Raw genomic sequence first — 19391 nt, forward strand, 5'->3', positions numbered from 1 at the left:
CCCCCGACGGGGGCCCGCCTCTCGCGCATCTCCTTCAACGCCGGCCAACGGCCGACGGGGCTATGCGAAAAGTCGGCGCCAGGTCTCCGGCCCGGGATAGCCGTCCGCTGACGATCCTGTCCAGCCTTGGGCGCGTTGGAAGGCCTCGACGTTGCGCCGGTCGCTTTCGGTCCACCGTTTCCCGGGCCCTTGGGTGTAGTGCTTTCCGAAGCCCTTCTTCACCAACTGCACACCGAGGGCGTTGACGTGCGCATTGACGGCGCCCGGACGGAAATGAGACGCGCCGGGGAAGGCGGTGCCGCTTTCGCCCTCGCCGCCCCCGGTGCCGATGTTCTTGCCCTTGCCGTTGACCAGGTAGTCCCAGGTGGTCTTGCCGGGTATGCCGTCGGCGTTGCTGCCGGTCCAGCCTTGGGCTCGTTGGAATGCCTGCGTGGCTTTGCGGTCGGCTTCGGACCAGCGGGGGCCGGGGCCTGAGGTGTAGTGGGAGCCGCCGCCACGGTTGACCAGCATCTGGCCCAGCTTCGTGACGTGGTTGTTGTTGGCTCCGGGGCCGAACTTGCCCGCGCCGGGGAAGGCGGTGCCGCTCTCACCACCACCGTCCGATTTCAGGTTGTTGTACCGGTACGCCACGTAGCGCGAGGAGTTGTTCCAGTACGCGTAGGGCGTCGTGCGCTTGAGGGTGTGCGGTCGGGTCTGGTCGTAGGCGATGTACTGGGTTTTTGCCGAGTTGGCCCAGCCACCGAAGATGACCACGTGTGAACCGGCCACCGGATTCGCCGAGTTGTGGAACAGCAGCATGTCACCGGGCTTGAGTTCACCCTTGGAAATCCGGGTGCCGTATGAGGCCAGACTGCCGGTCCACTGGTTGTCGCGCAGCCCCCAGGCCTGGGAAACGAACCCTGAACAGTCCATGCGGTATCCGTCTGACCAGTAGCGGCTCATGGAATACGGCACCTTGGCATTCACCCAGGCCTGGGCCCGGGCGATGATCTGCTCCCGGGTCAGCCGCATGTCCTGTGAGGCCCGCCGGGTCGGCGTTCCGAACAGCGGTCCTGGCTTGCCCTGCGCGTTTCCCGTTGCCGCCACGGTGTCGGCCGTGGAAGAGACGGCGGAGCGCTGTGGCGTGGCTTCGCCCGGTGCCGGATTCGCCGCGAACGCCGTACCGGCACCGGTCACGAGTGTGGCGCTGCCTGCCAGAGTGGCCACGAGGGCAGCTTTGGCGCCCTTCGGGCCATGGAGACCTGAGCGGCGGGCGGCGCGGGCTTCATGGACGCAGCCACCGCAATGACATTCTGCGGGGGCTCGGATCTCGTCGAAGACGGGTGCGCAGGACGTCACTTCGCAACATCCTTCCCGTTGTCTCCGCAGAGGACCCCAGCAGGAAATGTGCGGGGGAAGGTACGCATGCAGCTTCTCCGATCGTTTACGGGACAGGTGCCGGCGGTGGCACCGTCGTGCCAGGTGGTCTCTCGGCCGTCGCGGGTCAGGGTGAACCAGCCGAATCCGGTCCGGTTGGGTTCTCCGGCGGCGAGCTCGGGCCGGGCGGCGCTCTGCCCGGGGGCCCGGTTTCGAGGACGGCCGTGAGTAGGCGCGAGGTCTTGGGCGGTGGTCCACAGGCCGGTGCCGGCGGGGGCGCTGACCTGCGCGGCTGACGACTACTGCGGGGCTGTGGTGGTTGCCGGGGGCGCCGGCGGCCCGCTTCACCTGTACGGCCAGTTCGGCGTCGCCGGTGGTGCGGCGCGGCGACCACGCGCTCCGCTTGGGGGCCTCCGGGCGGGGCGTCATGAGAGTGCGGTCTCCTTGTCTCTGGCTCATGGACGGGGCCGGGATGCTTGCTGCCCGCGGCGGAGCCACGCGGCGACGGTTGTGTGCGCGGTCGGCGAGCAGGATCAGAGGTGCGTCAGCCTGCGACACGCAGGATGCAGGAGGGCGCGGCGGTGTTCCTCGCAGGAGCGCCCCCGAGCCTTCGCGGCCTGCGGGGCGTCGGTGGTCAGCGCCCGGAACGCAGGGGCGGCCGGGATCGCCTGGTTCAAGGTCTGCGGCTCGGCCGACCCGCGCCGTCGGGCTGGGCGGACTCCTGCGAAGCGGCCGCTGCAGGCAGGTCTTCCGCCGTCAGGTGCGACGAACGCTGTCCTCAGCTTCTTCATACCGCTCCCCAAGGCCCTTGAGCATGCCGGTGGGATGCACCCATAGGGTCGCATTCACCACATTGATGATCTTTAGCTCAAACATTACTGACGGGGCGTAAGGGGGCAAGGGACGAAAGTCCCTGCTGTGGGATGCGCGGCGCCGACCCCGGCCCGGTGGCGTCGACGCGCCATACGGCGCCTCGACGTCCACCCGGTCGGGAATCGGCGGCGCTTCCCCTCGTCAGGCGCGGTTCAGGGGCAGGCCGAGGTGGGCGATGGTCATCGTCTGGTCGGTGACCGCGACGTCGGTGTCGGTGAACCGGGCGGACTGGAGCCGGTCGCGGACGAGCGCGCGCAGGGCGGGGTGGTAGGAGTCGAGGTTGTCGAGGACGGCCTGCGGAACCTCGATGGTGCCGTTGAAGCTTCTCGGCTGGGAGGTGAGCCCCGGGGTCTGGGGGGTCTGGCGCAGACCGTCGACCGTGTGGAGCGTGAGCTGGAGCTCCTGGCCTCCCGCCTGCAGGATCAGGGGGGTGCCCTCGACGGCGACGGCGAACTCGCTGATGCCGACGGTCACTTGGCCGAGCGTGCCGGTGTAGTGGTACGGGGAGGGCGCCGCGAGGGTGTCCGTGGAGCGGTCGGCGGGCGTGTTCTGAAGGGCGTTGCCTTCGAGGGGTTCGTCGGTGGGGATGAAGGTCCACTGGGACGCGGTGAGGGTTTTGCTCCAGTAGCCGGCGCGTCCCTGGTCGCTGCCCTCGACGCGGAGTTCGCGGGCGTCCGATCCGACGCCGGTCTTGTGGATCGAGATCCGGTCGGTGACCTGTCCGGGGATCTTGGGCTGGCGCATCCAGTCCGGGGCGGGCAGCTGGATCTTCGGGAAGGTCGCGCCGCGCTGGTCCTCGTAGGAGTAGCTGAAGAAGATCCTGTCGGAGCCGGCGATGTCGAAGTCGTACAGGCGCGTGTACATGTCGCCGTAGCGGTTGATGACGAACGAGGTGGAGGCGGCGGTGGACAGCGCCTGGGCCTGGAAGCGTCCGCGCAGCGGGGTGGACATCTCGTAGCTGTGGTCGGCGGGGAGCCAGGGGTCGACATAGGTGATGCGGCTGCCGTCCTCGCTGAGCGCGAACACGTGGGAGACCTTGGCGCCGCCCGCCGGGTGATCGTTGCCCGCGGTGTCGCGCCACACCTTGTCCTCGCCGGGAGACAGGACGGACCAGGTCCAGCGGGCCGAACGGTAGGGGACGGTGTTGCCGCCACCCAGCCACAGCGGGGCCCCGTAGCGGTGCGTCCAGTTCCATGTCCAGGGCGCGTTGAGGGCGTGGTCCATCGTGTAGATGTTGCCGCCTTCGTCGAGCGCCACCAGCTCGTCGTCGTCCACGGAGATCCCGGTGACGTGCCCGGCCAGGCATGCGGGCAGCGACATGGTGCGCCAACCGCCGCTCGCGGCGGCTTCCTTGACGTACATCCGGCCCTCACGCAGGGCGAAGGACCACCGTCGGTTGAAGGTGCCCGTGGTTCCCCGCAGGTGGATCTGCGGCGGCAGGTCGACGGCCGCCGGCTGCAGTGCGGAGAGCCCCAGGGTGCTGTTGCCCGGTATGAGGTCGGCCAGGCCTGCGGTTCCGGCCAGTTGGCACGGGCCGGTGGTGGCCGCTGCCGGGGTGGCGGGGGCGAGGGCCGCCACCGTGAGCAGGGAGGCGGCCAGGAAGGAGCGGAGCATGTCAGATCCATTCGAGGGAGATGAAGACGACCAGTGCGACGGCGTCCAGGGCGAGCAGTGAACCCACCGCGAGCGCCTTGGACTTGACCTTCGGCAGGTCGTGGACCCAGTAGCTGACGAGGAAGAAGGGCAGGTAACCGATCAGCCAGATCAGGAGGGGCATGCCGGCTCGCCACCAGGACCACTCCCAGGTGAGCGCGCCCATCTGGTTGAGGGCGACCTCCACGCCCACCGCGGCGGCCGCTCCGGCGCCCGCCAGTACCCAACGGTTGGGCAGGCCGAGCACGCGCAACGACTTGTCGGCCGGCAGCAGCTTGGCCGCGACGACGCCGAACACCGCGAACATGAAGCAGATCTCGATGTTCAGGCCGATCAGGATCAGGTAAGCCGAATCACCGCCCGGCGCGCCCCACACCGGGGCCCGCCCGGTGAAGTGGAAGACCAGGGCGTTCCAGATCTCGTTGAACCAGTCCATGCCCCAGAAGGCCAGGCCGGCGAAGAAGACGTTCCAGTTACGCCGCTCCACCTCGGTGGCGTAGACGTACAGAACGATCAGGAACAGCGGTATGACGTACCACTGGAAGGCGTCAACGTCACGCAAATGCTGCAGGGCGGTGCTGGCGGCGTCGGTCACTGAAGAGGGCTCCTTGCGTGCTGAGAGCAGGAGTCTGGCAGCGAAGCACTGCTCGATTGAAGGGGCGTCATATTACTTTTGAGTAACCGCAGATGGGCGGCGTCGTGCACCCGTGGGGCCGTCCGCGGTCGCGGGCCTCGTGGGCTGACCGGCTGGGCGAGGGTTTCCGTTGCGTTGTGAGCTTCATTGAACTGATTTCGTTGAATGCTGGCGCGCGAATGGCGATATCGATAGCGTGGGGTGCGTCACACCGACGGGCTCCGCGGGTCCCAGCCATACACTCGGGCCCCGCCTGCCACCTCGTGAAGTCCTCTGGAATCCCGGCACTTGTGAAAGAGAAGTACGTGAACCACAGTCAACTCCCGTCCACGCTGCCGGAGACAGACCGCACCCGTCACCGCCGCCTGCGCGCTCAGGGAAGTCTCGACCGTGCCGAACTCGACGCGATCCTGGACGCGGGCTTCATGTGCCACTTCGGGGTGGTCGTCGACGGGCACCCCATGGTCGTCCCCACCGTCTACGGGAGCGACGGCCGCAACCTCTACTTCCACGGGTCCGTGGCCAGCCGGAGCCTGGTCGCCTCACCCGGGGCGACGGTGTGCGTGACCGTGACGCACGTGGACGGCCTCGTCCTCGCGCGGTCGGTGTTCGAGCACGGCGTCAACTACCGCAGCGCGATGATCTACGGCGTCCCGCGTCTGGTCACGGACACGGAGGAGAAGCTGGAAGGGCTGCGCTGCCTGACCGAACAGGCCACACCCGGGCAGTGGGACTACGCACGACAGCCGAACGCCAAGGAGATGGCGGCGACCGCGCTGCTCTGCATGTCGCTCGAGGAGGCGTCGGTCAAGACGAGCACCGGCGGCCCGGAGGACGGCGACGGGCCCGACGCCGCTCTCGGAATCTGGGCCGGAGTCCTCCCCTTGATCGCCACCTGGGGCGAACCGGAAGCCGACCCCCTCCTCGCGGACGGCGTCGAACCGCCCGAGCACATCACCGCCCGGAGCGACACCCGCGCATTCGTGACGCAGGCGGCCGGCCGGGGCGACCGTCTTCTGGCGCGGGCGTCGGGGTCGACGGCGGTCGGGTAACGGCGGCTTGCGCCGCTGCCCCTCAGGCGACGCCGTCGGCGAGAGTCCGCTGCAGGCCCTGCCGGGGTCAGCCCGAGGAAGTGGTCGGGTAGTCCCGGCCGGAGGGAGCGGCCGTGCCGCCCGTCGTGGCGGGGCGCGCCGGGATCCCGTCGGAGGCCGGGATCCCGGCGCTCGACGAGGCCGGCCGGGCGGCGCCGGCCCGCTGCGGGGCGAGGGCTCCGCCGACGGTGACACCGGGGACCAGGCGGGCGGCTCCCTTCGAAACGGCGTCCACGAGCGTGTGGTGGAGTTCCCGGCCGGTGTCGGCGCCGATGCGGTCGATGCGCAGGACCAGGTTGCGCTCCTGCGTACGGCCGGGCCAGTCGTGGTCCTTGCTGCGCACCACCTGGCTCTCCACCCCGTCCGCTGTTTCCCAACGGCTCATCACCGCACGGACATTGGGGCGCCATTCGTTGTCGTACCGGTGCTCCAGAGCCAGATCCCAGCTCTGCGCGTCGACCAACTGCGTTGCCCCCACGGTGCCCGGTACGACCAGCCGGGCGCGGCTGCCGTGCACGGTCACCACCGCCCGCTGGGGCCAGTCGGCGTCCACACCGATCACCGTGATGCGGCAGGGTCCCTGATATCAGGCCATGACTCTCCTTCGCTTCCGCTCCGCCTTCGCTACCGGGAGCGGGTCGATCCGTGATTGACGGGGGCCAGACCGCGCTCCTCCAAAAGGGGCGCAAGGGCGCGGACGGCATAGAAATTGCGGGACTTGACCGTGCCCGTGGGCACGCCGAGGGCGCGACCGGTCCTGGCGGCGGTGTGGTCGTTGAAGTGCAGGTGCACCAGCACCTCCCGCTGGTGCGGCGGCAGTTCGCCCAGTGCGCGGCCCACGTCATGGGCGGCGAGGACCTCGTCGTACGGGTCCTGCGCGCCCGCCCGCTCCTCCTGCGCCTCGCCGCCCACCTCTTTCACGCGTGCCGCCGCCATCCGGAAGTGGTCGATCGCGATGCGCCGGGCCACGGTGAACAGCCAGGGACGGCCGTGCTCGGGCCCCCGGACCAGCGCCCGCGGATTCTGCCAGGCACGCAGGAAGGTCTCCTGGAGGATGTCCTCGGCCTTGCCACGGTCCCCGTTCGCCATCCGGAGCAGTGCCCGCAGCAAATAGGGGGCGTGGAGCCGGTACAGCTCCGCCAGGGTGTCCTGGTCCAGCGTCGTGGTCGGCGCCGTGTGCGCGTCGGCGGAATCGAATGCGGGTGTCGTCACTGCTTTGCTCCCGGGCAGGGGTGGGGACGGGACTGCGACGCAGCCTGTCAGCGCCCGCAAACGCCCCGCTAAGCAAGGCCTAACGCCGCCCCGCACGCCGCGTTAGCGGTCCCAGCGGGTTCCCGCGTCGTGCCCTGTGTCGCTCCCCTCGTAGCGGCCCGGCCGCCAGCCGCGACGCAGACCGCGGGGCACCACGCACGCGAGGCCGGCCGCCGCGAGCACGGTGACGCAGGCCGCGCCCGTGACCGCGTAAGCCGTACGGGCGCCCCCGTCGCCGGGCTCGGCGGGCATGGCCAACCGCTGCAGGACCACCACCCGTTCCCTCAGCTCCCCCTCCTCCGGCAGGACGGTGGTCGTGGCGGCGACCGGGTCGAGGGAGCCGTAGCCCAGGTGGGCGTCGGGCAGGGCCGTACCCGGGTGGTACGCCGTGGTCTTCAGCCGGTGGACCAGCTGGCCGACGCTCAGGCCCGGCCGGTAGCCGAGCACCAGCGCCGCGGCCCCGGCGACCTCGGCGGCCGCGAAGCTCGGTCCCGACGCGGTGAAGTGTCCCGGGCCCGAAGGGCCCGTGCTCAGCACCGAGTCCCCGGGCGCCACCAGATCCACCCGGCCCGCGGGGGCCGGCCGGGCCGGTGCTCCGCCGGGCCCGCTGTCGGCCACCGCGAGCACCTCGGGGTAGGCGGCCGGGTACACGGGCGCCCTGTTCCCCGGAGTGTCGGCGGCGGCCGGGGCGACGATCAGCGCGCCCTTGGCGGTGGCGTACGTGACGGCCTCCGCGAGGGAGTCGCCGGCAGCGGGGCTGACGGCGGCCACGTCGATGACGCGGGCGCCCCCGTCGGCCGCCGCCCGGATGCCCTTGGCCAGCAGCTCGGCATCGGTGTTGCCGGCCGCGTCGGTGACGGTGACGGCGAGGATCCGCGCCCGGGGTGCCATCCCGGCGAACCCGGTGCCAGGCCCCCGCTTCGCCGCGATCAGTCCGGCGACGAAGGTGCCGTGTCCCACGCAGTCCGCTCCCTGTCCGGCATCGTGGAACCTGGGTCCGGCCAGCATCCGCTCGCCGAGGACCCCGGCCGCGTCGTCCACGCCCGAACCCACGACGGCGACCAGTACGCCCTCCCCTTCGGTCAGCGGCCACACCGCGTCGGCACGCAGGTACGCCTGCGCCCACGGCACCCGGCCGCTGACCCGGTCCGAACCCTTGCGGCAGCCGCTCTGCCGGACGTCGGGCAGGGTCTGCGTCATGCCCGGCAGCGAGTCCGGCTCCCCGTCGGCGAGCGCCCGTACCGTATCCGCCCGCGCGGGCGCGGCCGCCGCGAGCAGCCCGGACACCCCGGACGCACCGCACACCGCGAAGACCCCGCACACGGCTGCGGCGGTGAGGGTGCGGCGTACCGCCCCCGCCCTCACGCGGCGCTTCCCGTCCGCGCGGAAACGGGCAGGTCCGACGGCAGCAGGAGGCTGATCTCCGACAGGTCGTCGACCTCCAGCCGGCTCAGCCGCCCCGCCTGACGGGTGATCATCGACTCCAGGGTCTGCCGGGCGAACCTGCCGTTGCCGAAGGTGCGGTCGCGCGGCGCCGCGGCGAACAGCTCGTGCAGCGCGGCGGCGGTGTCCGGCGCCAGCACGTAACCCGCGGCCTCTGCCTGCTTGATCACGATCTCCACCAGCTCGTCGTCCGAATAGTGCTCGAACAGCACCTGCCGGGAGAACCGGGAGGCGAGACCCGGGTTGGACGAGAGGAAGCCCTCCATCTCGTCGGAGTAGCCGGCGACGATCACCGCCACCTCGTCGCGGTGGTCCTCCATCAGCTTCATCAGCGTGTCCACGGCCTCCTGGCCGAAGTCGTTGCCGCTGCCGCCGCGCGGGGTCAGCGTGTACGCCTCGTCGATGAACAGCACACCGCCCCGGGCCCGGTCGAAGGCCTCCTTCGTGAGCTGCGCCGTGTGGCCCACGAACCGGCCCACCAGGTCGGCCCGCGCCACCTCCACCAGCTGCCCGCCGGGCAGCACGCCCAACTCCGCGAGGAGCCTTCCGTACAGCCGCGCCACCGTGGTCTTGCCGGTACCGGGCGCCCCCGCGAAGACCAGGTGGTGGCTGATGGTCGCGGTAGCCAGCCCCGCCTCCCGCCGCCGGTTCACCTGCTTGATCAGATTGACCAGGTCCTGGACCTGTTCCTTCGCGGCCGACAGCCCGGTCATCGCCCCGAGCTGGTCGAGGAGTTCGGCGCGGGGCGCGCCCTCCGCCGCCGCGTCCGGCGCCGGGGCCGCCACGTCCTCGGGCAGCAGCAGCGCCAGGTCCGCGTTGCCGAACTCCGCGAGAGAGGCCAGCCGGGAGGCCTGCCGGTCGACCATCTCCTCGAACACCTTGCGGGCGGCCCGGCCGTTGCCGAAGTCCGCGCCCTTGGTCATCGATGCGAAGTGCCGGGCCAGGGCCTCGTGGGTGCCCTCGGCCAGCTCGTAGCCGTGATCGTGGGCCGACAGTTCCACGATGGTGGTCAGCTCGGCGTCCGAGTAGTTCTCGAAGCCGACCGTACGGCTGAAGCGCGAGGCGAGGCCCGGGTTGGAGTCCAGGAACCCGCGCATCTCCTCGGAGTACCCGGCGACGATCACCACGATGTCGTCGCGGTGGTCCTCCATCAGCTTCACCAGCGTGTCGATCGCCTCCCGGCCGAAGTCGGGACCGGTGCCGCCGCCGCCCTGCGACAGCGTGTACGCCTCGTCCAGGAACAGCACCCCGCCCAGGGCTCCCTTGAACACCTCGGTGGTCTTGATCGCCGTACCGCCGATGATCGAAGCGACCAGGCCCGCGCGGGCCACCTCCACCAGGTGCCCGCTGCGCAATGCCCCCAGCTCCGCCAGGATCGTCCCGTACAGCCGGGCCACGGTCGTCTTGCCGGTGCCGGGGGGCCCCGCGAAGATCAGGTGCCTGCTCATGGGGAGCGCGGGCATCCCGGCCAGTTCCCGCCGCTTGGCCAGCTTGTTCAGGTTGACCAGCGTCTCCACCTGCTCCTTGACGCCGGCCAGTCCGACCAGGGCGTCGAGGACCGCCCGCGGGCCGTCGGGTGTCACCGGCTGCGCCGGCCCCGCGGGCCCGGCCGGTTCGCCCGCCCGCTCCTCGGCGGACCCGCCGCCCGCCGGGGCGGTCGCCGAACCGTGCGCGTCCGGCATCGCGTTGCCCCGGCTGGTCAGGTTCTCCACCGCGAGGCGCGTGCCCGGCTTGGTCTGGCGCAGTCCCGACCCCCGGTTGTCGATGACGGCGCAGTCGTGCACCCGTACCGCTTCCGTCGAGTCGACCCGGATGCCGTCGTGGGAGTTCTCGGCCGCCTCGCACGCCGTGAGCGTGGCGCGGCCGCCGGGGGCCACGGTGATGCCGTGGCGGCGGTTGGCGCGGGCCCGGGTGCGCGTGGCGGTCAGCTCGCCGCCGTCCTCCACCACGGCTCCGTCCTCCACCGACTCGGCCAGATCGCAGTCGCGCAGCGCAGCGACGCCCCCGCCGCCCACCGACACCCCGGCCGCACCGGTGCCCCGTACCGAGGTGTCATCGACGTAGGCGTGACCGCCCTCGGAGATCCGTATCCCGGACTGCCCGGTGGACCCGATCTCCGAACCCTCCACCCGGCCGCGGCCGCCCCGCGTCACCTCCACGCCGTGACCGCGGACGTCCAGGATCTTCAGGCGGCGCAGCATCGGATTGGCCCCGTCGGTGACCAGGACGCCGGCGCCGACCCCGTCGCGGACCTCCAGCCTGTCGAAGTCGGGTGCGCTGTCCCCGCTCAGCCACACGCCGGCCGCCCCGCAGTCGCGTACGGCGACCCGGGCGAACGAGGGGCTCGACGACTCGTCGACCCGTATCCCGGCGCCCTGCGCGCCGCCGACCTCGCACTCCTCGAAGGCGCCCCGGGAGCGGCCGGTGACGTGGATGCCGTCCCCCTTCGTCCGGGACGTACGGCAGCGCCGCAGCACCGGATCGGTGCCGCCCGCGAGCGCGATCCCGTGGCCGGTGGTGTTCGTGACCGTGCAGTCCTCCAACAGGACCCGCGAGGCCGAGTTGATGTACACGCCCAGCACGCAGTCCCGTACCGTCGTGCGCAGGACCCGGGTAGCGCTGTTCTCCTCAAGTGCGACGGCGGGCTTGTCGGTCGAGGAGATCTCGCAGTCCTCGACGGAGCCCCGGCCCTCCCCGTTGACGCACACGCCGTTGCCGCGCGCATCGCGCAGCACGCAGTTGCGGATGGTGGGGTTGGCGCGTTCCCCGATGACCACCGCCGAGGTGCCTAGGTGCTCGATGACGCAGTCTTCGATGACACTGGCCCCGGTCGACGTCTCCACGATCCCGGCGCCCGACGGGTTGACCACCCGGCAGCCGCGCATCGCGAGAGTGCCCTGCTGGCGGGTGAGCAGAGCCGTCCAGGAGCTGCCCACGACCTCGCAGTCCTGCAGCGCTGCCTGGCCGCGAGGTACGTCCACGGCGGGCAGTTCGTCATCGTGACCCTGCAGCACCAGTCCGGTCAGCTGCACGGCCTCGGCGACGACCTGGACGACCGCGCCGCTGCGGGGCGCGACCTTGACACTGCCCCGGGCGTCCTTCGCGGTGATGGTGACCATCTTGTCGATCACCAGGTTCTCTTCGTAGAGACCCGGGCGTACGGAGATCACCGCGCCGCTGCGCGCCACGTGGAGGGCTTCGCCGATCGTGCGGTACGAGCCACTTCGTGACTGCGCGCACACGGTCAGCACAGGGCGCGACATGTCTGGAGGGTCCCTTCGGGGGGGCGGGGGAAGGCGGGGGAGGAGAAGGGCGGGGAGGGGAGAGGGGGTTACGCGGTGCAGGAGACGCGTACCGCGGACGCCGCGTTGTGGGCGTACGTCTTGGTGTTGCCGACCCAGTCCTGGCCCCGGTCGTGCAGCTTCACCGCGAGCTGGCCGTTGCGCACGTCGTAGGTGCCGCCGCTGGCCCAACTGCCGTGTTTGGAGGGCTGGTTGATGATGAAGGAGTCGATCGTTCCGCTGCCCGGGGAGAGCGAGTTCTGCACCGTGTAGTAGGCCGGGTTGCAGCCGTCGCCGCTCCAGCCGCCCGAGCCGTAGGTCTTCCAGCCGGCCTGCCCGTCGTCGTACCAGCCGCTTTGGCTGTATTCGGTGCCGCTGCCCTGGCACCCGGCGCCGCTGCCCTGGCACCCGGCGCCCGCGACGGCCTGGTACGTCTTGGTAGCGGCGGGCGGCGCGGGATCGGCCGCGGGAGGCCGGCCGTCCCCGCTCGCGCCGTTTCCGGCGCCACCGCTCGTACCGCTGCCACCGCCGGTGCCGCCACCGCCGCCGGAGCCGTTCGAGCCGGCGCCGCCGGGCGAACCCGGGCCGCCCCGGGCGGAGGATCTCTCGGCGAAGTCGAGGAGGTACTTGTCGGTGATCTTGAGGTCGTCGCCGTCGCTCGATCCCTCGTCACCGTCGGGCTTCGGTTCCTTCACCATGGGTGCTCCTTCGTCGGGGTGCGGGCCGCGGCTCATGGGTCCGGTCGTGCGCTCGCCGCCACCAAGGGGAACGGGCCGCCCTCGCAGGGGGGTTCAGGAACACGGAGCGAAAGCGCGGACCCGGCCTGCTTGGGGGAAGCGAGGCCGGGTCCGCGTCGGCACTTCCGGAAGGGGGGAACCTCCGGTCGTGCCGGTCTATGGGGCGGGCGTCCGCCGTATCAGCCAGGTCGCCCGCCGGGTCAGGTACGGCCGCCGGGGAACAGGGCGGCGCTTCTGGGCACCCTGGGTCGAATCGCCAACTGCTCTTCGGGGCTGGCTGGCACGTGCTCTCCTGGGTCGTTTCGGGGGCGGCCGACGAGGTGGTGCGGGTCCTCTGCCGGATGTAACGGGGCTCCCCCCGCCCAGGGTTCATCCCGGCTTCCGTGTCGAGCAGGGCGGGGCCGGAGCGGCGCTCACCACGCCGCCCGCGGTCAGTGCCTCCGGGTCCAGGCTCGGGCCCGTGGGGAGCAGCTTCAGCAGGCCCGCGGGCACGCCCACCGTGCGGGCGGCGCCGTAGCCGAGCCGCTTCGCGGCGTCCGCGGACGGCAGCGGGTACTTCACCCCGCCGTCCGTCACCAGGTAGGCGGTGCCACCCGTACCGGCCCCGGACAGGGCCGTGACGAGCGCTCCGCCGCCGGGCCTGACCATGATCCGGTCGGCGTCCGCGCAGGTCGGGTCGACCCCGGGCTGCACCGCCGGCGGCGCTCCCGCCACGGCCGCGGTGTCCGCCAGCGTCACCAGGGTCGCCGGCCCCAAGGCCCGGGCCGCAGCCCCGCGCAGACGCTCTGGTGCCGGGCCGGGGTGGAGCCGGGGAGGTTCGGCCGGCAGGGCCGTACCCGTACCCGCACCGGGGCCCGTGGGCGTGGCCGTGGCCGGGGCCGGGTGGGCGGCGAGGTCCGCGGCCCCCACCGGGGTGGCGGCCGCCGGAGCGCCCGCGTAGGCCTCCCGCTGGGTGCGCGGATCGCCCCGCAGCAGCTCGAACTCCGTCCGGGTGAGCGGCCTGAGGCCCTCCCGCGCCAGTACGTAGTACTCGCCGCCGGGGCCGGTGAACAGCTGCCCGGTGGTCGTCGGGTGCCCGGCGAGTACGGGTCCGGTGCCGCCGCGCCCGGGTACGTCGGCCGCCGCCAGATCGGGCCCGGCCGGCAGGGTGTTGAGGAAGGACGCGGCGACGGTGAACGGCGTGGCGGCGCCGTAGCCCAGCGCGGAGAGCGCGCCACCGTCACCAGCCCGCAGAGCAGCAGGGGCCGCTCCTCGGGAGCGAGGTCCGCGGCGAAGCCGGCCGTCAGCAGCGCGAGACCGCAGACGCCGGGCAGCAGCAGCGCCAGGCGCTGCGGCACGCTGAGAGGAGGGCGAGGGCGAGCGCCAGGTGGTGGGTCAGCGCGGGCCGCCAGGAGTCGCCGCGGTCACGGGGACCGGTGGAGATCCCGTCCACGAGGTCGTCGAAGTGGACGAGCGGCATCGTGTCGCGGCGGTGGCGCAGGTGGAGGTCCTCCCCGTCCTTGAGCCCGAGCGCCTCGGCCCCCAGTCGCTGGAGCACCCAGCCGCCCGCCTCGACGGCCTCCTCGGCCAGTTCGTCGCCGGAGAACCCGATGACGGTCGCCAGCAGGTCGGCCAAGGGCACATCGGAGGGCACGGACAGCTCGACCACCTTCAGCGGTCCGTGGAACCTCAATCGGCAAAGCCCTGCCACCGCGCCACCGCTCACCGCCCGCCCTTCGCCGCCGGCACGTCAGCGTGCCGCAATACCGTCATCGGCGAGAACGGCCGGGACGGGGCGCCGGGTTCACCGGGCGCGCCGGCCGGTCGGCCGCGGGTCGGAGCGGAGCGGGCCGCCCGGGGTCAGTCCTCCCCGCGCAGGGCGGCCACCAGCCACCGCACCCCGTCCTCGGCGTACCGGTCGAGCAGGAGCGTCACCCAGGACGCCACGTCCAGCCGCTCCGCGGCCGTCCAACTCCCGGCGGAGGGATGCTCGTCGACCACCAGGGCCCGGGCCAGCAGCCGCAGTTCGGCGAAACCCGCAGCGGACAGGGAGGACCGGCCCAGGAGGGCGGAGAGACCGCCCCGGGCGGAAGGGAGGCCGAGCAGCCCGCGCACCGCCCTGGTCACCGTCGCCGCGTCGCCCGGGGGCACGTCGAGGCCGGTGCGCCCGGAGGCGTCCCCGGGCTCGACGGAGTGCGCCGGCGCGGTCGCCGCCAGCCAGCCGCGCAGGGTCCGACCGACCTCTTCGGTGTCCTTGTTCCCGCTCACCGGATCCACCGGGCTCTCCCTGTCGTCTGGACGCACCTCCGCGCACCTTACAGATCGCCGCGGCCGGCGGCCGAGCGCCGTCGGCGACTGAACCGCGGCCCGTGCCGGGCACGTTCCCCGGAGGGACGGACCGCACGGCCCTCCGGAAGTGAGGAGCCTCCCGTTGAGCGTGGTGCCAGAGGACCGGGGCACTCCACCGGCCTCGTAGGATTCCCGTTCTAGAGTGCGATATTCCGGGCCTGGCCGACTCGGCCGCACCCCCGGCGCTCGGCGTTTGCGAGACAAGGGGAGTCTGGCGTTGGAGTTCCGATTGCTGGGCGGGGTGTGCGCGGTCGCCGGGCCGGGTGAACTGCCGCTCGGGCCCGCCAAGCGGCGCAGCGTGCTCGCCGTGCTGCTCCTGAAGGCCAACGCGGCCGTCCCGATCGAGCAGCTGATCGACGCGCTCTGGGACGAGGAGCCGCCCGCGCATGCCCGGACCGTCATCCAGGGGCACGTTTCACGGCTCCGGGCACTGCTCGCCGGAGCCGGAGCCGGTGACTCCGGCGTGCGCCTGGTCACGCAGGGCCCCTCGTACGTCTTCGAGATGCCGAAGGAACTGCTGGACGCCCACCGCTTCGAGGAACTGGCCCGGCTCGCAAAGCACCGGAAGCGGCCCGCCGAGGCGGTCGCCGCGCTGCGCGAAGCGCTCGCGCTGTGGCGCGGGCCGGCACTGACCGGCACGGTCCGCAGCGCCTCACTGCTCGCCGCCGCGCACGCGTTGGAGGAATCCCGGCTGCTCGTCGTCGAGGACCTGGCCGACGCCTACGGGCGGCTCGGCGACCGCGCCGGAGCCGCTGCCGTGCTGCAGGCCGAGGCGGTGGCGCACCCGCTGCGCGAATCCCTGGCGGCGTCCCTGATGCTCGCGCTGTACCAAGCGGGCCGCCAGTCCGACGCGCTCGACTGGTACCACCGCACCCGAGGTCTGCTCGCCGACGAACTGGGCATCGACCCGGGCCCGGCACTGCGCGGCGCCTACGAGGCGATCCTGCGAGGGGAGCCCTCGATCCAGCCCTCGATCCAGCCGTCGGCGCCCGGCACCGGCACCCTCGTCCGGACGGACCGGGCCGGGACGGTCCTCGTACGCGCGGACCCGGCGCCGGCGCCGGCGCCGCAGGCCACGGCGGACCGGGCGGCGTCGGAAGGCGCCCAGGTGTCCACCGGGCCGCGCCCGGTGACGGACGGCCCCGTTCCGCGCCTGCTGCCGCGCGGGGTGCGGGGCTTCCTGGGGAGGGAGACGGAACTGCTGGAGATCGACCGGAGCGTACGGGACGGGGCCATCGCGCTCGTGATCGGCCCTGCCGGGGTCGGCAAGACCGCACTCGCGCTCCAATGGGCGCACAGCGGGCAGGCGCGCTACCAGGACGGAACGCTGTTCGCCGATCTGCGCGGCTTCGGCGGCGCCCAGGCCGAACCGGTGGAGATCGTGCGGGAGTTCCTGCTCGCCCTCGGGGTGCCCGCGCGCCGGATGCCCGAGTCCGCGGCCGCCGCCTTCGCCCTGTACCGCACGCTCACCGAGGAACGCGAGCTCCTCGTCGTCCTCGACAACGCCCGCCAGGCGGACCAGGTCCGCTCCCTGTTGCCCGCCGGGCCGGGCTCGGCCGTCCTCGTCACCTCACGGCTGCGCCTGGGCGGGCTGATCGTCGAAGAGCTGGCCCGGCCCGTGCAGGTCGACGTGCTCGGGCCGGAGCCCGCCACCGCGCTGCTCGCCGTCGCGGTCGGTGGCGGCCGGGTGGCGGCCGAACCCGCCGCCGCGGCCGAACTCGCGCGGCTGTGCGACGGGCTGCCGCTGGCGCTGCGCATCACGGCAGCCCAGTTGGCGGCCCGGCCGCGCTGGCGGCTCGCGGACCTGGCGGCCGAACTCGCCGATGAGCAACGCCGGCTCGCCCTGCTCTCCCTCGACGATTTCGAGGACGCGGGCGTTGCCGCGGCGCTGCGGCTCACGGTGCAGGGTCTGCCCCCCGACGCGCTGCGGCTCTTCGCCCAGCTCGGGGTGCTGCCGGGGCCCGACCTGGACCGGGGCGCCGCCGCCGCGCTCCTCGACCGGAGCCCCGCCGTGGCCGCGGAGGCGCTCGACCGGCTCGCGGGCGCGCACCTGATCACCGAGTACGCCCCCGGCCGCTACTCCCTGCACGACCTGGTCCGGCTCTACGCGCGGGGGCTCCGCGCCGACGAAGGCGCGCTGCTGCGGCTCCTCGATTCCTACACGGTCACCGCGCTCGCGGCGTCCGCGGCCGCCGAGCCCGACGACAAGCCCTGCTGCGTACTGCCCGCGGACTGCCACGCTCCCACCTCGGTACGGAATTTCGACAGCCGCGAGGCCGCCTTCGAGTGGTATGCGGCCCAGCACGACAACCTGGCCGCGGCGGTGGCGGCGGCCAGGGCCGCGGGCCACGACGACCGGGCCTGGCGGCTGGCCGTCCTGCAATGGCCGCACGTCGTGTGGCACGTCCGCGACGGCTGGGTGCCGATGCTCGAACAGGCCCTGGAAGCGACCAGGCGGCTGGACGAGCCCGACGCGGAGTCCCGGGTCCGGGCGCTCCTCGGCTGGGTGCTGACCCGGGAGGGACGGCTGTCGGAGGCGCTCGTCGAGCTGGAGCTCGCGCCCGCCCTCGCCGCCCGTGCGCAAGATCCGTCGAGCGAGGCGACCGCCCTGGTCAACCTGGCCGTGGCGCTCGACCGCAACGGGGTCACCGACGTGTCCCTGCGGCACGTGAGCCGCGCGGTCGAACTGGCCCGTGAGGCCCAGGACGTCTTCACCGAGCTCCTCGCGCTCCACCATCGCACCCGCCAGCTCCTGGTCCGGGGTGACGCGGCGGAGGCGGAGCGGTGCACGGCGTACGCGCTGACCTTGGGCGGCGCGGGAGCACCGACGGGTCTGATCGCGCTGAGGCACACACTGCTGCGGCTCGGCCGGGGCGAGGCGCTCAGCGCCCTGGGCGAACGGGAAGCGGCCGAGGCCGTCGTCCGCCGCGCCCTGGCGGACGCCGTACGGCAGGGCTTCAAGGAGGCGGTCACGAGCGCGAGGTCCCAGCTCGGCGCGCTCACGGCATTGACGGCCGACGGTGGAGTGGAAGTGCGAGTGGAAGTGGCACGGCAACGGTCCTCTGCCTGACGGGCCGGCCCCCGGGCACGGTTCGGCGCCTGCGCACCGACCGCGCCCGGCAGCGCTTCACCCCTTCGGCGCGGCGGCGCGCCGCAGGTACGGCAGCCGGGCCAGCGGTGCGTCGATCCACACCGTCGCCGGGCCCTCGTAGGACAGGCCGTCGTCGGCCAGCCACGTGCCCGGCGGGATGAGGACCTCGCGCCCGTCCGCGCCCTTGGTCACCACCGGAGCCACCATCAGGGTGTCGCCCAGCATGAACTGGTCGGTGACCGTCGCGTAGCCCTGGTGGGGGAAGGCCCATTCCAGAGGGCGCTGGATCGGTTCGCCCGTGGCCGCGGCGTGCGCGGCGAGGGCGAGTATCTCCGGGGCGAGTTCCGTGTGCAGGGCGGCGGCCGCGCGGACGATGGCGAGGTTGTCGGGGGAGAGCACCCGCCACGGGGCCATGGAGAACTGCATCATGGGGAACAGCGCGGCGATCTGGGCGTAGCGGACGAACAGTTCCTCGTCGAAACCCTCGCCGCCCTCGCCCGGGACGAAGCGGAACTCACCGCCGCCGATCATGTCGGGGCAGGTGAACGCATGGCCGGTCAGGGCCTGGGCCAGGGCGTTGGGGATCAGGCTGGACAGCCCGAAGCGGCCCTCCCACAGGTGGTACTTGTCCTGCTGGCGCTGTGCCAGGGGCAGGCCTGCCGACCGCCACGCGTCACGGAACTCGTTGAGCGGCCAGTCGATGCCGAAGCGGTTCCACGCGTGGGTGTACGCCTCCGGGTCCGCGCATCCGAGCGAGCGCCACCAGGGCGCGTCGCCGCCGTCGAACTTGAACCCGTCGATGTCGATGTCGTCCCGCAGGGCTTCCAGGCGGCTGGAGAGCCACGCCCGTGCCCGCGGGTCGAGCAGATCGAGGCCGGCGCTCCAGCCGTTCCACCACGAAGCGACCTTGGCCCGTCCGTCCGCGCCGGCAGCGGTGTCGCGGACCAGCAGGCCCAGGTCGCCAAGCTGTCGCGCGGTGGGGGAGTCCGGGGTCACGTAGGGCACGAGCCACAGCATCACCTTGAAGCCCAGCTGGTGGAGCCGGGAGACCATGCCCGCCGGATCGGGGAAGCGGCCGGGATGGAAGGTCCAGTCCCCGTAGTCGTTGCTCCACCGGTCGTCGATCATCAGTACGCCCGGCGGGAAGCCTTCCGCGAGCAACCGCTCCGCATACGCCAGCACCTTCGCCTGAGTCGGCTCGAACACCGTCTCGATCCACAGGTTGTACTGCGGTGCGCCGAAGAGCAGCGGGTCCGGCATCGTGCCGGACGGCGGGTAGTGGCGGGTGACCGCATGGCGGTAGGCCTCGCGCAGATCGCCGTGCCCGTCGCCGTGTTCGAGGACCGCGTCCGGTTCGTGGGTGTGCGCGGTCAGCCGGCCGTCGGAGATCGTGAAGCTGAACGTGCGCTCGCTGTGCACCCAGCGACCGCGGTCGGAGAGCAGGATCGGCATGCCCTGGTTGGCCAGTACGTCCCGCAGGTCGAAGGTGTAGCCGTCGGGGTAGGGCATGTGCCGCCCTTCGGCGACCGCCCCGCCCCACCAGCGTTCGCCGTCGAGGAGGGGGAGTTCGAGTGTCGTCATACTGGTGGGCTTCTCCTCGTGAGCGCGCCTGGTGAATGAAATCGGTGTGGTGGACGAGCGGGCCGCGGGGAC

14 protein-coding genes are annotated in these 19391 nt (G+C 72.5%); 2 read left to right on the forward strand and 12 right to left on the reverse strand.

The features are described from left to right. Positions 1-60: 60 nt before the first annotated feature. From ACFWB8_RS10700 to ACFWB8_RS10710, 3 genes are all read right to left on the reverse strand, one after another. Positions 61-1338, reverse strand: a complete 1278-nt coding sequence (locus ACFWB8_RS10700) for a peptidoglycan-binding protein (protein ID WP_385224383.1) — start codon at positions 1336-1338, stop codon at positions 61-63. A 1032-nt stretch (positions 1339-2370) separates the two neighbouring features. Next, entirely contained in the window at positions 2371-3843 is a 1473-nt protein-coding gene (locus ACFWB8_RS10705) for a hypothetical protein (protein WP_385224385.1), read from the reverse strand. Between the two features lies 1 nt (position 3844). Next, positions 3845-4477, reverse strand: a complete 633-nt coding sequence (locus tag ACFWB8_RS10710; protein ID WP_385224387.1) for a hypothetical protein — start codon at positions 4475-4477, stop codon at positions 3845-3847. A gap of 344 nt (positions 4478-4821) precedes the next feature. On the opposite strand from ACFWB8_RS10710, the gene ACFWB8_RS10715 reads away from it, so the two are divergent. Beyond that, positions 4822-5568 carry a pyridoxamine 5'-phosphate oxidase family protein gene (locus tag ACFWB8_RS10715; RefSeq protein WP_385224389.1) on the forward strand — a complete coding sequence of 249 codons (747 nt, stop codon included), beginning with the start codon at positions 4822-4824 and terminating at the stop codon, positions 5566-5568. Positions 5569-5635: 67 nt separating this feature from the next. Here the strand turns inward: ACFWB8_RS10715 and ACFWB8_RS10720 are convergent, their stop codons facing one another. The 8 genes from ACFWB8_RS10720 to ACFWB8_RS10755 form a co-directional block, all read right to left on the reverse strand. Then, entirely contained in the window at positions 5636-6160 is a 525-nt protein-coding gene (locus tag ACFWB8_RS10720) for a hypothetical protein (RefSeq protein WP_385224391.1), read from the reverse strand. Positions 6161-6231: 71 nt separating this feature from the next. Beyond that, positions 6232-6819 (reverse strand): sigma-70 family RNA polymerase sigma factor, encoded by a 588-nt coding sequence (locus ACFWB8_RS10725; protein ID WP_385224393.1) that lies wholly within the window; start codon positions 6817-6819, stop codon positions 6232-6234. Positions 6820-6921: 102 nt separating this feature from the next. Continuing rightward, positions 6922-8223, reverse strand: coding sequence for a S8 family serine peptidase (locus ACFWB8_RS10730; protein ID WP_385224395.1), 1302 nt, complete (start codon positions 8221-8223; stop codon positions 6922-6924). Further along, on the reverse strand, positions 8220-11564 hold the full coding sequence (locus ACFWB8_RS10735; protein ID WP_385224397.1) for a right-handed parallel beta-helix repeat-containing protein: 3345 nt from the start codon (positions 11562-11564) through the stop codon (positions 8220-8222). Before ACFWB8_RS10735 ends, ACFWB8_RS10730 begins: the two co-directional genes overlap by 4 nt. Positions 11565-11632: 68 nt before the next feature. Continuing rightward, positions 11633-12280, reverse strand: a complete 648-nt coding sequence (locus ACFWB8_RS10740; protein WP_385224399.1) for a hypothetical protein — start codon at positions 12278-12280, stop codon at positions 11633-11635. A gap of 408 nt (positions 12281-12688) precedes the next feature. Further along, positions 12689-13621, reverse strand: coding sequence for a type VII secretion protein EccB (locus ACFWB8_RS10745; protein ID WP_385224529.1), 933 nt, complete (start codon positions 13619-13621; stop codon positions 12689-12691). Further along, positions 13602-13991, reverse strand: a complete 390-nt coding sequence (locus ACFWB8_RS10750) for an EsaB/YukD family protein (RefSeq protein ID WP_385224401.1) — start codon at positions 13989-13991, stop codon at positions 13602-13604. Before ACFWB8_RS10750 ends, ACFWB8_RS10745 begins: the two co-directional genes overlap by 20 nt. 167 nt (positions 13992-14158) lie before the next feature. Then, positions 14159-14602 carry a hypothetical protein gene (locus ACFWB8_RS10755; RefSeq protein ID WP_385224403.1) on the reverse strand — a complete coding sequence of 148 codons (444 nt, stop codon included), beginning with the start codon at positions 14600-14602 and terminating at the stop codon, positions 14159-14161. A 262-nt stretch (positions 14603-14864) separates the two neighbouring features. On the opposite strand from ACFWB8_RS10755, the gene ACFWB8_RS10760 reads away from it, so the two are divergent. Next, entirely contained in the window at positions 14865-17717 is a 2853-nt protein-coding gene (locus ACFWB8_RS10760) for a BTAD domain-containing putative transcriptional regulator (RefSeq protein WP_385224405.1), read from the forward strand. 57 nt (positions 17718-17774) lie between these two features. On the opposite strand, the gene ACFWB8_RS10765 is transcribed toward ACFWB8_RS10760, so the two are convergent. Beyond that, positions 17775-19319 carry a glycoside hydrolase family 31 protein gene (locus ACFWB8_RS10765; protein ID WP_385224407.1) on the reverse strand — a complete coding sequence of 515 codons (1545 nt, stop codon included), beginning with the start codon at positions 19317-19319 and terminating at the stop codon, positions 17775-17777. Positions 19320-19391: the final 72 nt, after the last annotated feature.

The sequence above is a fragment of the Streptomyces sp. NPDC060031 genome, assembly GCF_042736805.1.
Classification (GTDB): domain Bacteria; phylum Actinomycetota; class Actinomycetes; order Streptomycetales; family Streptomycetaceae; genus Streptomyces.